Below are 14,986 nucleotides of genomic sequence, written 5' to 3' on the forward strand. Positions count from 1 at the left end.
CATGGCTGATACAAAAACGATTTTAACCTCGCCTATTTTTGATAATAACCCGATTGCCCTGCAAATCTTAGGTATTTGTTCGGCGTTGGCGGTTACTACCAGTGTGGCGAATGCGCTGGTAATGAGTGTGGCGTTGACCTTGGTCACGGCATTCTCAAGCTTTTTTATCTCTATTATCCGTAAGCAAATCCCATCAAGCATTCGTATTATTGTGCAGATGACGATTATTGCGTCATTGGTTATTGTGGTTGACCAGATTTTAAAAGCGGTCGCTTATGACGTCAGTAAAGGTTTGTCGGTATTCGTTGGTTTGATTATCACCAACTGTATCGTGATGGGCCGTGCCGAAGCATTTGCCATGAGCAATCCACCAGTACCAAGCTTTTTAGACGGTATTGGTAACGGTCTTGGTTACTCGGCGGTACTGCTATTTGTCGCGAGCGTGCGTGAGATTTTGGGCGCAGGCAGTTGGTTCGGTATTACCATTTTGCAAACTGCTAACGATGGTGGTTGGTACGTACCAAATGGTCTATTACTATTGCCACCGTCAGCGTTCTTTATTATCGCTCTGTTCATTGTGATTATCCGTACTTGGAAACCTGAACAGGTCGAAGAAGCTGAATTTGTAATGAAGCCGCAATCTAAAGGCATGGCACAAGGAGGCGGTCACTAATGGGACACTATGTCAGTTTATTTATAACCTCGGTCTTTATCGAGAATATGGCGCTGGCCTACTTCTTAGGCATGTGTACCTTTTTGGCGGTATCAAAAAAGGTCTCCACCGCGATTGGTCTTGGAGTCGCTGTGGTCGTCGTGATGGCGATTACCGTACCGCTAAATAACCTTTTGTTTCAGTTCATCTTAAAAAATGGTGCGCTGGCATGGGCAGGTTTCCCTGATATCGACTTAAGCTTTTTGGGCCTACTCAGTTATATTGGTTTGATCGCCGCTGTGGTACAGATTTTAGAGATGTTCTTGGATAAGTTCGTCCCGAGTCTGTATAACGCCCTTGGGGTGTTTTTGCCACTGATTACCGTTAACTGCGCCATTTTAGGTGGCGTACTGTTTATGGTTGAGCGTGATTATAACTTTGGCGAATCGATGGTATACGGCGTCGGCGCAGGTTTTGGTTGGGCATTGGCGATTACCGCCTTGGCGGGTATCCGTGAAAAGCTAAAATACTCAGACATTCCAGCGCCGCTGCGTGGTCTTGGTATTACCTTTATCACGGTTGGTCTGATGTCACTTGGCTTTATGTCTTTCGGCGGTATGTCAATTTAAACCGCTAAGCTTAAACCCTATTTAGCACTTTGACCTATTTAATTCATTTATTCGGTAGGGGTTCAAAAAACGCAAAGACGTTTTTTCGCTCCCCTACTCCATAGATTAAGGATACCTACCATGGATTACGCTACGGCGATTGGTGGCGTTGCTATGTTTACCGTGATCATCATGGGTCTTGTTGCCATTATTTTGGCGGCGCGCTCAAGATTGGTCAGTTCAGGCGATGTTACTATCCATATCAATGATAATCCCGATAATGACGTCGTGACACCCGCGGGCGGAAAACTGCTACAAACATTGGCAAGCGAAGGTATTTTCTTATCTTCGGCCTGTGGTGGCGGTGGTACCTGTGCGCAGTGTCGTTGCCGCGTTATCGAAGGGGGCGGCTCTATCCTGCCCACCGAAACTGGGTATTTTACCCAAGGCGAAATCCGTAACCACATGCGTCTTGCCTGTCAGGTTGCGGTAAAGCAAGACATGAAAATTGAGATTGACCCTGAGTTTTTTGATGTACAGAAATGGGAATGTGAAGTTGTCTCGAACGATAACGTTGCCACCTTTATTAAAGAATTGGTGCTTAAAATTCCAGAAGGCGAGGAAGTCAATTTCCGTGCGGGTGGTTATGTACAGTTAGAAGCGCCGCCGCATGAAGTGCATTATAAAGACTTTGTGATTGACGAAGAATACCGCGAAGATTGGGAAAAGTTCGACATTTTCAAATATGTGTCAAAAGTTGATGAGCCAGTTATTCGTGCTTACTCAATGGCCAACTATCCAGACGAGAAAGGCATTATTAAGTTTAATATCCGTATCGCCAGTCCACCGCCTCGCGGCCCTGACGGTATACCACCGGGCAAAATGTCCTCTTGGGTATTTAGCCTCGTCCCTGGCGATAAAGTGACGGTTTCTGGTCCTTATGGTGAGTTTTTTGCCAAAGACACCGAAGCTGAAATGATTTTCGTCGGTGGTGGTGCGGGTATGGCACCGATGCGCTCGCACATTTTCGATCAGCTTAAACGCTTAGATACCAAGCGTAAGATTAGCTTTTGGTATGGCGCGCGCTCGATTCGTGAGATGTTCTACGTTGAAGATTATGATCAGCTAGAAGAAGAGTTTGATAACTTTGAGTGGCATGTGGCCTTGTCTGACCCTCTCCCTGAAGACAATTGGGAAGGTCCAACCGGCTTTATCCATAACGTGCTGCTTGAAAACTATCTTAAAGACCATCCAAACCCAGAAGACTGTGAATACTACATGTGCGGGCCACCGATGATGAACGCGGCAGTAATCGACATGCTACACAGCTTGGGCGTGGAAGATGAAAACATCATGCTTGATGATTTTGGTGGTTAAGCGAGTTATTTAAATCGGTTGATAACACCTATTTATTCAACAAGTATCGTTAAGCTAAAAATATATGATAAATTAAGAGTCTCAATGGAGGCTCTTTTTTTATGCGCTAAATAAACCATTTTCAATCAGAAAGGATTCTTATGAAAACCAAAGCGAAAGATTTGACCATTTGGATTACCGGCGCGTCTAGCGGTATCGGCGAAGCATTATCAATTGCCTTTGCCAAACGTGGTGCCAGCATTATTTTAAGTGGCCGTGATAAAGCTAAATTAGAGACAGTCAAAAATCGCTGCAAAAACAGCAAAAAGCATATCGTCGTTCCCTTTGATATCGCCGATGCCGCGCAAGCAAAAGAAGCCTATGAAACAATCAAGGCTAAAACTGAAAAAGTGGATTGGTTGATTAATAATGCAGGTATCAGTCAACGCGCGCTTATTATGGAAACGACCGAGGAAGTTGAGCGTAAGCTGATGGAGATAGATTATTTCGCGCAAACGCGGCTGACCAGACTGGTATTACCCGATATGCTTGCGCAAGGCGGCGGCAAAGTGGTTATGGTATCGAGTGTGGCAGGTTTGCTTGGTACCCAATATCGCGGCGCGTATGGTGCTGCCAAAGCCGCAATTCATATGTGGGCAAACAGCTTGCGTGCAGAATTGCACGACGAAGGTATCGAGGTGGCGACTATATTTCCAGGGTTTATTCAAACCAATATTTCTATCAATGCTTTAACCGGTGATGGTAGTGCGCAAGGGACGATGGATGACGCCACCAATAAAGGTCTTACTGCGACCGCCTTTGCCAAGCAAGTCGTCAAAGCCCTAACTAAGGGTGAAGAATATATCATCATTGCTGGCAATAAAGAAAAACTTGCCACTAAAGTCAATCGTTTATCGCCGCCAAAGCTGTATAAGCTTATTCGTGAGTCACAGGTTAAATAAAAACAGGCAGGTTCAATCGTATCTTCTCGAGTCGTAGTTATTCAAGTCGTACGTTAGTCGTAAATTCGCCTTATCGGTAACAAGGGGTGTAAAATAGGCGACGCTTAGCTTGCTTAGTTCATTACTTGCAAACTATCGCCCCATTCACCCCTTTGCTTTATCAAGCTATGATGACTTATATGACAAATTTAACCACCTTTCTTACTCCTAACAAACCCCTAAAACCCGCCTCTTTAACCATCATTGCTATCAGCTCTGTACTCATGCTTAGCGCCTGCCAGCAAAAGCCTGATTACGACAATCTTAGCGGCGAGACCATGGGCACCAGCTACCACATCAGTTATCAATTACCCAAAGGCGCTGATGAAGCTGCCATACAAGCAGCAATCGATAAGCGCTTGCAAGATATAAACGACAGCATGTCGACCTATCAAGCCGACTCTACTATTTCTAAATTTAACCAATTAGGCAAAGATACGCCGATTGCTATCGACGCCGATTTTAGCCATGTGTTGCAAGCCTCAAGGCAAGTTTATGAGCTATCGGGCGGCGCTTTTGACCCAACGGTAATGCCTTTGATAGAAACTTGGGGCTTTGGCAGTACCATGACGGTTGAGCGCTTACAAAGTCCGCCAAGCGCGCTTGAGATTGCGCAAGCGAAAGCCTTAGTCGATTTTGACAGTGTCATTCAAAAAGATGACAACATTTATAAAACCAAAGACGGCGTTGGCCTTGATTTTTCGGCGGTGGCTAAAGGTTATGGCGTCGACGTCATTGCTGATGTGCTTAAGAACACTTATCAAATTCGCAACTATATGGTTGAGATTGGCGGCGAAGTGGCGACCTCGGGCGTCAGCGCGCAGCAGCAGCCGTGGCAAATTGCTATTGATGCACCCATTGAGGGCAGTACGGTAAGTACTCGGCAAGCGATGGCAGTGATTCGCCAACCGATTAATAATGGCGCTAGCATGGCGCTTGCTACTTCTGGCAACTATCGCAATTCCGTCGTTTTCGATGGTAAGCACTATAGCCATACCATTGACCCAACCACAGGTGAGCCAATCGTAGGTGGCGCGCCATCAGTAACGGTCGCTGCAGAAACGGTGGCGCTGGCGGATGCGTGGGCAACGGCCTTGACCGCCATGCCTTATGAAAAAGCGCTGGCTACGGCGAAAGAGCACAATATCGCAGCTTTATTTGTGATTTTGGCAAAAGGTGTTGCAGCAGACACGGCGACCGATAGCGTTGATGATTGGCAAGTGGTCGAAACGCCGGCGATGAAAACCTTGCGCGCCGATAAAAAGTCTTAATATCAAACATCTAGACTGTAATAACCTGCTAAGCACAAACGGGCGAGGCAAATTTTTGCTATACTATAAGTAAGTCATTGCTTAGATGGCTGCTCCATATTTTAAACGAGAGGTTATCTCTATGCTTAACCAATTGCTTCCCATGCTTGCTGTTACCTTTACCGTCTTTATGCTGTTTTTTATCTTTATGGGCATCGGTTATATGGTCAAAAAAAAGCCGCTTAGAGGCTCGTGCGGCGGCGTAGCAAAATTGATGGGTGATGAGTTTTGCTCATTTTGTGGTAACGACCCCAATAAATGCGAATCGCTGGTTGACCAGCAGCAAGAAACCGCGCTAAAGGCTGCGCAATTAGGCAAGTCGGTATAAACCTGCTATTTGTTACCATACGTTGGTAGTATTTAGCCGCCCTCTATTCTTATAATAGCGTCAAGTCCTGTGCAATTAACCTTGCAAGTTAACAGTGACTGACGCTATTTTTGCTTTAGCGTTTATATAAAAGTCTTTTTATCATAAGCGCTATCAGCAAAGCCAAAACTTCACGATTCATATACTAAGTTTACCCTGATAAATGGGGTAGCAAGTTCATATGACTTGCTTTCTGCAAGTGTTTTTATACTCTATATTCTAATATGTGGTCTTGAGCGCCGTCTTATCGACGGGCTTTGGGGTTATTTATAAGTGCTGCTGCGTCAGTGCTTATAAATGACGTGTCCTTTTTTTATTTTAATAGTCGTGCTGCTATGTCTACCTCTCCTAATTTGCAATCTGATATACCGTCCCAGTCTCAACCAGATGCGCCAGCAAACCTAAAGCTGCCCTCATCGCGCTTTATTTTTTGGCTCGTGCTATGTGCTATGGTTTTATTGGCGTCCAATATGCGCGCGCCAATTGTGGCGCTGGGTTCTATTGCACCGGTGGTACAAGGGGCGCTTGATATCTCCGAAACCCAAATTGGTTGGCTTGGTGCGGTGCCGATGCTGACCTTTGCGCTTGGGGCTTTTATTTCGCCTACGATTGGGAAGCGTTTTGGGCTTGAAAATACCTTGATTGCGATGATTGCGTTATTAACCGCAGGTATGGTTATTCGTAGCGTCATTCCGACTTGGATAGGCTTTTTAAGCGGCACCTTATTACTGACATTGGCAATTGGTTTTGCCAATACCCTTGCTGCTCCGGTTATTAAGCAGCGCACACCGAACCATATTCCACTGATTACTGGTTTATTTAGTCTTACCATGACCGTCTCGGCAGGGATTGTCGCAGGCGTGGTTTTGCCGTTATCTGAGCAATTTGGCTGGCAATGGGCGCTGGGTGGCTGGTCGATTTTAGGCTTGTTTGCCTTAATCATTTGGGTAGTGCTACGGCTGCGTTTGGGTTCATCAAATCATCAGCCCATCAAACCGCTTGCGGCAGGCGAGAAAGCGCCATCGCACATTTCGATGTGGCGCACGCCGTTTGCTTGGCAAATTGCGGTATTTATGGGCTTACAGTCCTTGCTTTTTTATACCGTTGCCAGTTTCTTACCGTCGATATGGCTAAGTAAAGGGTTGTCAGCGGTGAGCGCGGGGCAAATGGCTTCCGTCTTTCAATTTATGGCACCGGTCGCTATTTTAAGCTTAACGTGGCTCGTCAACCGCGGCCGTCCTATACAAGCGCTGGCCATCTTTGCTGCGTCACTAAACGTGCTCGGCGTCTTGGGTCTCACTTATCTGTCTGCCGATTATGCTTGGCTATGGTCAGGACTAATGGGCATGGGCTGCTCGGCGATTTTCACTTTAAGTATGATGCTGTTTTCGATGCGTACTTATACCGCCAATCAAGCAAGCGAGCTGTCCGGCATGGCGCAAGCCATTGGTTATCTGATTGCGTTTTTTGGTCCACTTGGCACCGGTTGGTTGCACGAAGCAACGAACAACTGGGATTTACCGTTATTCATTATGCTGGTATTGATGATTATCAACGTGGGGTTTGCTTGGCTGGTTAGCCGCCCGCTAATGGTTGATGGTAAAAAGATTTAATTTTTATCTTCAATCAATTAACCTTCGGCGTCAATCAATTAACTTTTGTACCATATTGCAGCTTACCTGATTCTGCTAGACTGACTTTATTGTATTTAGGACAGCAGAATCATGATAAACATACCCTCTCGCCTACCGCAGCGTTTGCTTACGGTCGCCGCCTTGAGCCTCGCAATCGCTATTAGCGGTTGTCAACAGCAGCCTGACGCCAATACCGCTGACAATACTCAAAATAACAACCCAGCCGTCAATACGGCAATGGCTGAACCTCAAACACCAGAATCTACGCAATCTAATGAGTCAACGAATTCAGCTGAGCAGCAAGCACCTTTAACCATCTTGGCATTGGGTGATTCGTTAACTGAAGGGCTTGGCGTTGACAATGATGCCAATTATCCTGCGCAGCTAGAAGCTCGCTTAAAAGAAATGGGCTACAAGGATGTTAAAGTAATCAATTCAGGATTAAGCGGTGAAACCAGTACTGGATTGGTCAATCGACTGGACTGGGTATTGCAAACCAAACCTGATATTACCATTTTGACCATCGGTGCCAATGATGCCATCCGTGGTATCGATGTGGCAACGGTCGAAGCCAATATTCGTACCGCTATTAAACGCCTTCAAGATGGCGGTAGCGAAGTCATTTTGGGTGGTATGCAGATTTATGACAATCTTGGCGCTGACTATGTAGAGTCGTTTGCTGCGATATACCCAAGGGTGGCGAAAGATATGAATGTGACGCTGATTCCATTCTTTTTAGACGGTGTGGGCGGTGATGCAGAATTAAACCAAGCCGATGCCATTCATCCAACCCGCGAGGGCTATACTATTATCGTCAACGACAATATTTTGCCAATTCTGCAACCTGAAATCGAAAAGCTAGAAGCAGCCCATACCGATACGGTAACAAAACCTAGCATGCCTACTGAGACTAGCCAATGACCGCTACAGCCAATAACAAAGCGCTACTTACTGCCTCCAAGCTGAATAAAACCGTTCAAGTCGGTGAGCAATCATTATCCATCATTAAAGACGTCGATATCCATGTCGATGCGGGCGAGTTTGTGGTCATCATGGGTAAATCCGGCTCGGGCAAATCGACTTTGCTCGGATTACTGGCAGCGTTAGATTATCCTGATAGTGGCTCGGTTGAGTTAGCGGGACAAACCTTAAGCAGCCTTAATGAAGATACGCTGGCGGTCATTCGCCAACGTGAGATGGGATTTGTCTTTCAATCGTTTCATCTATTACCGACATTAACTGTTGCTGAAAATATTGCCTTTCCGCTTGATATAGCCCGCCGTCCGAATAAAGCACGCGTCAATGAATTGATTGCAGCGGTTGATTTAGGGCATCGGCGTGATAGCTTACCTAACCAATTATCAGGTGGAGAACAGCAACGAACAGCAGTTGCCCGTGCGTTGGTAACGCAGCCAAAAATCGTCTTTGCCGATGAACCAACCGGTAACTTAGATGAACAAAATGCCAAGCAAGTGATGCAGCTGTTATTAGATTTACGCCAGCAAGTTGGCTCGGCATTGGTGGTCGTCACCCACGATGCCGCACTAGCGGAGATGGCAGATCGTGTCATTACCATGCATGACGGTATGATAGATGGATCAAAAATCAATGGATAACATGGATAATGAGTCGAATGATTCGCGTGGCATCATAAGCCAACTATTTAATCGTCTATTAATTTCAAAAAACTTGGGCTCGCAAGCCTTAAGTCGTAGCTGGTGGCAGCGCTGGATATACCCCGTCTTATTCTTAATCACGCTAGTTCTTTCGCTTGCCACTTACCTGACTTTAGATTCTATCCAGCAATCGGTTGATACTTATATCAATGATAATCAGCGCGCGCTCGTTGGCGGCGATTTGATTTTAAACAGTAAGCAAGATTGGCCAAGCGAGATATTAGCACAAGTAGAGACGGTCGCTGATACGCAAATCGTTTATGACTATCAGTTTAGTGCGATGGTGGTGACCGATGAGCAAACTTTACTTGCCAGCGTTAAAGCGGTTTCGCCAGCTTATCCATTATATGGAGAAGCCGAGCTTGCTTCGGGGCAACCATTATGGCAGCAATTAAGCGCTGCTAATGTCGTCGTCGCGCCTGAAGTACTAAACAGCTTAAACGCCAGTGTCGGTGACCAAATCACTATTGGTGATGCTGAGTTTATTATTAGCGACGTGCTGACCAAAGAGCCTGACCGTCCACTGACTGCCTTTGGTTTTGGTGGGCGGGTTTTGATGCATCAGGATGCGCTCGCGGCGACCAATTTATTAGGACAGCGTAGCCGTATTAACTATCGTATTGAGTTGGCCGGCGCGCCTGAATTAATGGCCGTGCAGCGAGATAAGCTGACGCAAATACTCAATAATTATCCTGATATTGAGCTCTCTGATGCCAAGTCAGCAGATACCTCTGTCTCGCGTATCTCTGACAACGTTTTAATGTTTTTAAAGCTACTCGTCATTGCCGTATTGTTATTATCAGCCGTTGCGATGTACGGTGTCATTACCGCTTTTGTGACCAAGCAGCAGTCTAGTAATGCCATTCGCTTGGCATTAGGTGAGCCGCTTAAATCCTTAAAACGCAGCTACTATCAGCTATTGATTGTTACTACTATCATCGCCTGTGTGGCCGCGGTTATCGTGAGTTTTGGCTTACTTAAAGTCGGCCAGCCGTATCTGATTGCTATCTTGCCAGCGGATGTTGGTTTAGCTATTAACCCAATTAGCGCCATTAAAACCATTATTATCGCGCTAGTGCTGACCTTGCTTATCGCTCAGCGTGGTTTAAGCACGTTAAGTAGCACCAAGCCTGCGACTTTGCTTAATCAAGGTGCAAGCACAAACTCGCAAAATCTGCCTTGGTATCGGAGTCTGCCGTTACTTTGGTATGGATTGATGCTAGTTGGTCTCTATGTGTTTTTCGCTTATGAAGTCAATTCTCTGTTACTAGGTGCGCAGCTGTTAATAGGCTTAACTGCCTTCGTAGCGATATTTTGGCTATTGGCTCGCGGTTGGTTATGGCTGCTGACTAAGTTTGCCAAGCATTCTAATATCAGCTGGATGCAGCGTATTGCTATCCATAACCTTGCCCGTAAAGGCAATCAGTCAGCATTATTTTTTGTCACTTTATCGCTGTCAGTGGCGGTTTTAACTTTGATTACCACGCTCAATCATAGTATCAATGCCCAGTTTATTAATGCCTATCCTGAAGATGCGCCCAATTTATTTTTACTCGATATTCAAAGCGACCAGCATGATGCGATTAATAATATCATTGCTGCGCCTGTGAGCTATTATCCTGTCATTCGTGCGCGTGTCGTCACGGCTAATGATGTTCCTGTTCAAGATATCGAACCTACTGACGGCTTCGATGACCCGACGCGCGTCTTTAATTTAAGCTATGCTGATACGGTGATGGACACTGAATTCATCACTGATGCTGTAAAAAACGATAAACTTTATGCCCCTATTAAAACTACTGCTAACGACCCAGCACAAACCGTTGCGCCATTATCGATTTTGGATACTGCTGCCAGCTTGCTAAATGTTGGCATGGGTGATCAGGTGCGCTTTAATATCCAAGGAATTGAGATTGTCGGGCAAATCACCAGTATCCGCTCGCGCTATGAGAAAGGACCCAGTCCTTATTTTTACTTTTTATTTGAGCCTGAAGTGTTAGCAGCTGCGCCGCAAATCCAATTTGCCACCGCCCACGTCGCAGCAGAGGATATTCCAAAACTCCAAGGTCAGTTAGTACGTGAGTTTCCTGCGGTAACGACCATCGACGGCACGGCAATCGCCGAGCAAGTCCAAGAGTTGGTCGTGCAAATGAGCCGTTTGGTTTACGTCTTCACCTTACTGGCATTACTGACGGGTATCATGGTTTTGATTAGCTCGCTACTGTCCACCTCACAAGACCGAATGAAGGATAGCGCCTCATTTAGGCTGCTTGGAATGCAAAAGCGCGATTTATATATGCTCAATATCTTAGAGCTTGGCATACTTGGCATTAGTGCCGCCTTATTTGCAGTCATTATCGCTAATATCGGTGCATGGGCTGCTATTACCCAATGGTTTAATCTGCGCTTTAGTGTGCCGTGGACAAGTTTGGGTATGGGCGGTGTGGCATTAGTCGTATTGCTGTTTGCCATTGCCATTATTTATGTGAGGTTGGTGATTGGACGCGGGATTATGGCGCGGGTTCGGGCGATGATTTAATTTACAGCTAATCCTGCTATTACCAGAGTTAGCCCTAATATCATGTATTTACTAACATCTATTGTCGTTTTATTACTCGACTCCTTAAAGGCTCAAAATGATAATCCAACCAGATTGGAATGTATTTAAAGCAAAGTTCAGTGCTAACCCTCAAGATACTTTTGAATGGTTTACTTACCTATTATTTTGTCGAGAGCATAATTTGAATAAGGGCTGGTTTGGATACAAGAATCAATCAGGTATTGAAAAACAACCACTTGAATTAGAAGACACAGTAATAGGGTTTCAATCTAAATTCTATGATGTATCTCTATCATCAAAAAAAGATGAGTTAATTAAAACCTTAGATACAGTTAAGGAAAATTACCCCGAGCTAACCCATCTAGTGATTTATACAAATAAGTTATGGGGACAAGGTAATGGTCAAGATGGTAAATCTATAGCTCTTATAGCTATTGAAGATCGCGCCTCTGAATTAGGTATTGAAGTTATTTGGAATGAGCATTCCTTTTTTGAATCTGAATTTGTCTGTGTAGAAAATAATGACTTGGCCAGATACTTTTTTACGAATGATGATTATCAAGGTTGGGATAGATTTAAGGATTGGTCTAGCACCCAAGCCAATGTAGACTCTCTCTATCTTACTGATAACGATATTAAGGTAGTACTACCTAATCAGAAAAGAGAAGATGCAAGTCACGTAATCAACGGCATAAACGCTATACGTAACGAGTTAAAACAGCCTAAAAACTCTGTTCGGCTTGCAGGCTTATCTGGTGTCGGTAAAACTAGATTAGCTCAAGCACTATTTGACGACCGTATAGGTAAGAATCCACTAGACGTTAGAGAGGTTTGGTATTGTGATTATGGTGAATCACCATACCCTCTTCCACTACACTTTATAGAAGGTCTTAAACAGAAAAATAAGAAATTTATCGTTATCGTTGATAACTGTGGGCGTGACCAACATGAAATATTAACTAAATCTATCACTAATGACGATAGTCAGATTTCTCTACTGACTATCGAATATGATATTTCTGATGACTTACCCGAAAAAACGTCAGTTTTTAAACTTGAGCCAAATAGCACTACTCTTGTTCAAAAGGTAATAGAACGCCATTACCCTGAAATCAACAGTCCTATCCCACATGATATTGCGCAGTTAACAGGTGGTAATTATCGACTAGCTCTTGCTATCGCGTCGACTGTGAATAATGTAGATAATATTGCTATATTAAATGATAAACAATTATTTGAGCGTTTGTTTTATCAAAATGGCCAGATCAATGAAGAGAACTACAAGATTGCTCAAGCTTTCTCACTGGTTTTTTCATTTAATATTAAGGATTTATCAGAGTCAGATTCAGAACTACAAATACTATCTGATATCGCTGAAGTATCACCTAGAACTGCAAAACAAGTCATTGAGCAATTAAAGGCAAAAGATGTTGTTCAACAACGTGGTAATTTTAGAGCCATACTACCTCATGTCTTAGCAAACCATCTTTCTAAACAAGCACTACAATGGATTGATGAGGAAGATTTATATGACATATTTACTAAAATGCCAGCACGATTACAGCGGTCACTCATTAAACGTTTGAGTTACTTACATGACAATGAAGTAGTATGCAATTTTGTTCAAAAAATACTAGATAAAGAAGGAGTCATAGGTAAAAAGCTTCTCGATGGATCTATCTCTGAAGAAGAAATTAATTACTTGCGACTACTATCCCATATTGAACCTAGAGCTATCTTAGAGTTAATAGAAGAACGTCATACTCGAGATAATCTCTTTTTAACTGCTACAAACCCTCACATCTCTAAAATTGAATACCTTCTTAAACTCCTATCTTATAGCCATGAAAACTTTAGCCAGTCTTTTAATTTGATATTGGCTATAGCAAAAAATAAACCAAAAAACTCATCTATTCAAAGCACTTTAGACTCAATGTTTAGTCTTTATATGTCTGAAAGCTCAGCTACATTAGATTTGAAAAAACCACTATTACAACAGCTATTCGATAATAAAGATTTTGAGATCCTATTAAACATATTAAAATCAGCATTGGATTTTAATTCGGGTGGCATTTTATACTCCAATTCGGATAACGGTCTAAAGAAATATGGTTACGGTTATCAGCCCAAGACCAATGGTGAAATTTGGAATTGGACTGAATTTTTGTTAAACCTTTTGAATCAACTTGATATTTTGGGGTATGAAGAAGCTAAAGAGATTTTTACCGGTCAGCTAAAACCACTCATTCGAAGTTGTTATCAAGGTGGGTTTATGGATAGATATATACTAGATTTCCATAGTAGGAAACCGTTTATTAAAGCCTCAATTGCCTTGAATGAGCTTATTGCATATGATTATGAAGAATTACAGAAGAAACACCCTCAAACTCTTCAAAACTTGCAAAGTTTAATTATTACGCTTCAACCTAAGTTAGGTGAATTAAAACAGTTAATTCAGCATTATATACTGATAGGTGGTTTTGATTTAGCAAGATATCAAAGACAAGCTGATAAAATCTTGAGCCTTAAAGTTCCTAACTTTGATAGTTATAATGAATTTATTCAATATATTTCTAAAGAATTAATGAACAGTACTGATTTATACTCCTATATTGCACTATTATTGAGTAGTGACAACCCAAGTCTTGAGCATACTGGCACAGTAATCTATCCAAAAATAGCAGAAAACAGCAATTTAAATGAAGTTTTACAGGGATTTACGGACTTATCAATAAGTAGGCGTCCTTACTTATTACTAGGCTTGTTAAAGGAATTGAAAAACAACTGCTTTAGCGACTATAAGTCAACTATCTTAGAGCTAGTAGAATCAGATGAGTTTAAGCAAGTCGTACCTTGGTTGACCTTCGAGTTGAGCCAAACAGATGACGACTTTGACTTTCTGTGTGAATTGTTAGACTTAAAATTAGATGTTGATTTTTATGACTATGCTTGGATTTCTGTAAAGAAGCAAAATAAAAAAATATCATTAGAGCAATTTGAAAAGGTTTTTGATTCGTTAATTCAGAATGGCTGTGAAACTGCTATTGAGCAAACCTTTCAATTTGAATCAACCTACATGGTCAATCTGAATGATAATTATATTTCACCTTTTTTAGAACGTCTACCTTCAATCTACAATACTCACAAAACCTTTGAATTAAAGAGTATGCTTAAGCTTTTACTCTCTAACAGCAAAAGTATAGAAAAATCTTTTGACGTATTTATTGATCTATTTGACTCAGAAAAATATTTATCATTAGCTCACGAAACTAATACCTTTGTAGCTTTAAAAGCTTTATTAGAGACTGATACTAAGCTGTTTATTAAAAGGTTTGTAGAGAATGGATATCTAATATTTAATTCTATATCGTGGGGTCGCTCAGATTTGCTTTTTTACGCTGAAGAAAGCGCAGTAACTGACTGGATAAGTGAAGATGAGCAAGTAAGGATAGATTTCTGGATTAAACAAGCTAATTTATTAAGAATTGAAGATCAAATGGGAGTTAGAAAATTCCATTGGAATAACTTAATGGTTTATTTCATTAATAAGAGTAACAGCCCTGAATCTGTTATAGATGCAGTGTTAGCCCATAATGTCTATGAAATATATAGTTATACAGGTAGTTACTCTAGTGGCATGCGAGATCAACTTGATATCTTCGATTCACTCAAAGAATATTTGACTAATAGTAACTTAGAAAACTATATCCCGTATTTAGAAATTAAACGCACTGAATGGTTAGAGGCTATCAAAGCTCAAGAATTAGAAGAGGCTAAAAAAGAAAAAAAAGACGAAGGTTTTGATTATTAGATAATTTCAAT

General features: G+C 42.6%; 11 protein-coding genes. All 11 read left to right on the forward strand.

From position 1 onward, the window contains the following. Position 1: 1 nt before the first annotated feature. The 11 genes from ACPEGP_RS08950 (at position 2) to ACPEGP_RS09000 (ending at position 14,975) form a co-directional block, all read left to right on the forward strand. Complete coding sequence (locus ACPEGP_RS08950; protein ID WP_068404384.1) at positions 2-673, forward strand: NADH:ubiquinone reductase (Na(+)-transporting) subunit D; 672 nt, start codon at positions 2-4, stop codon at positions 671-673. Then, entirely contained in the window at positions 673-1,281 is a 609-nt protein-coding gene (gene nqrE, locus ACPEGP_RS08955; protein ID WP_068404382.1) for an NADH:ubiquinone reductase (Na(+)-transporting) subunit E, read from the forward strand. The genes ACPEGP_RS08950 and nqrE overlap by 1 nt, the downstream gene beginning before the upstream one ends. A 120-nt stretch (positions 1,282-1,401) precedes the next feature. Then, positions 1,402-2,637 carry an NADH:ubiquinone reductase (Na(+)-transporting) subunit F gene (gene nqrF / locus ACPEGP_RS08960; protein ID WP_144297945.1) on the forward strand — a complete coding sequence of 412 codons (1,236 nt, stop codon included), beginning with the start codon at positions 1,402-1,404 and terminating at the stop codon, positions 2,635-2,637. 140 nt (positions 2,638-2,777) lie between these two features. Then, a complete protein-coding gene (locus ACPEGP_RS08965) occupies positions 2,778-3,578 on the forward strand; it encodes an SDR family NAD(P)-dependent oxidoreductase (RefSeq protein WP_423813182.1) in 801 nt (266 codons plus the stop codon). 179 nt (positions 3,579-3,757) lie between these two features. Beyond that, positions 3,758-4,888, forward strand: a complete 1,131-nt coding sequence (locus ACPEGP_RS08970; protein WP_423813183.1) for an FAD:protein FMN transferase — start codon at positions 3,758-3,760, stop codon at positions 4,886-4,888. Between the two features lie 121 nt (positions 4,889-5,009). Continuing rightward, on the forward strand, positions 5,010-5,255 hold the full coding sequence (nqrM, locus tag ACPEGP_RS08975) for a (Na+)-NQR maturation NqrM (RefSeq protein WP_068404374.1): 246 nt from the start codon (positions 5,010-5,012) through the stop codon (positions 5,253-5,255). A gap of 374 nt (positions 5,256-5,629) precedes the next feature. Next, positions 5,630-6,907, forward strand: coding sequence for a CynX/NimT family MFS transporter (locus ACPEGP_RS08980; RefSeq protein ID WP_423813184.1), 1,278 nt, complete (start codon positions 5,630-5,632; stop codon positions 6,905-6,907). Between the two features lie 111 nt (positions 6,908-7,018). Beyond that, positions 7,019-7,849: an arylesterase gene (locus ACPEGP_RS08985; protein WP_423813185.1), complete on the forward strand. Its 831-nt coding sequence runs from the start codon at positions 7,019-7,021 to the stop codon at positions 7,847-7,849. Continuing rightward, positions 7,846-8,544, forward strand: coding sequence for an ABC transporter ATP-binding protein (locus tag ACPEGP_RS08990; protein WP_423813186.1), 699 nt, complete (start codon positions 7,846-7,848; stop codon positions 8,542-8,544). The genes ACPEGP_RS08985 and ACPEGP_RS08990 overlap by 4 nt, the downstream gene beginning before the upstream one ends. Continuing rightward, the gene (locus ACPEGP_RS08995; RefSeq protein ID WP_423813187.1) at positions 8,522-11,143 is read left to right on the forward strand and encodes an ABC transporter permease; all 2,622 of its coding nucleotides are present in this window, start codon (positions 8,522-8,524) and stop codon (positions 11,141-11,143) included. The genes ACPEGP_RS08990 and ACPEGP_RS08995 overlap by 23 nt, the downstream gene beginning before the upstream one ends. Before the next feature lie 97 nt (positions 11,144-11,240). Beyond that, positions 11,241-14,975, forward strand: a complete 3,735-nt coding sequence (locus tag ACPEGP_RS09000; RefSeq protein ID WP_423813188.1) for a hypothetical protein — start codon at positions 11,241-11,243, stop codon at positions 14,973-14,975. Positions 14,976-14,986: the final 11 nt, after the last annotated feature.

It is taken from the genome of Psychrobacter sp. 219-2-C (assembly GCF_049560815.1).
Lineage (GTDB): Bacteria > Pseudomonadota > Gammaproteobacteria > Pseudomonadales > Moraxellaceae > Psychrobacter > Psychrobacter faecalis.

Coding starts and splice junctions, on each gene's coding strand:
- ACPEGP_RS08950 (WP_068404384.1), top strand. CDS start 2: ATGGCTGATACAAAAACGATTTTAACCTCGCCTATTTTTGATAATAAC.
- nqrE (WP_068404382.1), top strand. CDS start 673: ATGGGACACTATGTCAGTTTATTTATAACCTCGGTCTTTATCGAGAAT.
- nqrF (WP_144297945.1), top strand. CDS start 1,402: ATGGATTACGCTACGGCGATTGGTGGCGTTGCTATGTTTACCGTGATC.
- ACPEGP_RS08965 (WP_423813182.1), top strand. CDS start 2,778: ATGAAAACCAAAGCGAAAGATTTGACCATTTGGATTACCGGCGCGTCT.
- ACPEGP_RS08970 (WP_423813183.1), top strand. CDS start 3,758: ATGACAAATTTAACCACCTTTCTTACTCCTAACAAACCCCTAAAACCC.
- nqrM (WP_068404374.1), top strand. CDS start 5,010: ATGCTTAACCAATTGCTTCCCATGCTTGCTGTTACCTTTACCGTCTTT.
- ACPEGP_RS08980 (WP_423813184.1), top strand. CDS start 5,630: ATGTCTACCTCTCCTAATTTGCAATCTGATATACCGTCCCAGTCTCAA.
- ACPEGP_RS08985 (WP_423813185.1), top strand. CDS start 7,019: ATGATAAACATACCCTCTCGCCTACCGCAGCGTTTGCTTACGGTCGCC.
- ACPEGP_RS08990 (WP_423813186.1), top strand. CDS start 7,846: ATGACCGCTACAGCCAATAACAAAGCGCTACTTACTGCCTCCAAGCTG.
- ACPEGP_RS08995 (WP_423813187.1), top strand. CDS start 8,522: ATGGATCAAAAATCAATGGATAACATGGATAATGAGTCGAATGATTCG.
- ACPEGP_RS09000 (WP_423813188.1), top strand. CDS start 11,241: ATGATAATCCAACCAGATTGGAATGTATTTAAAGCAAAGTTCAGTGCT.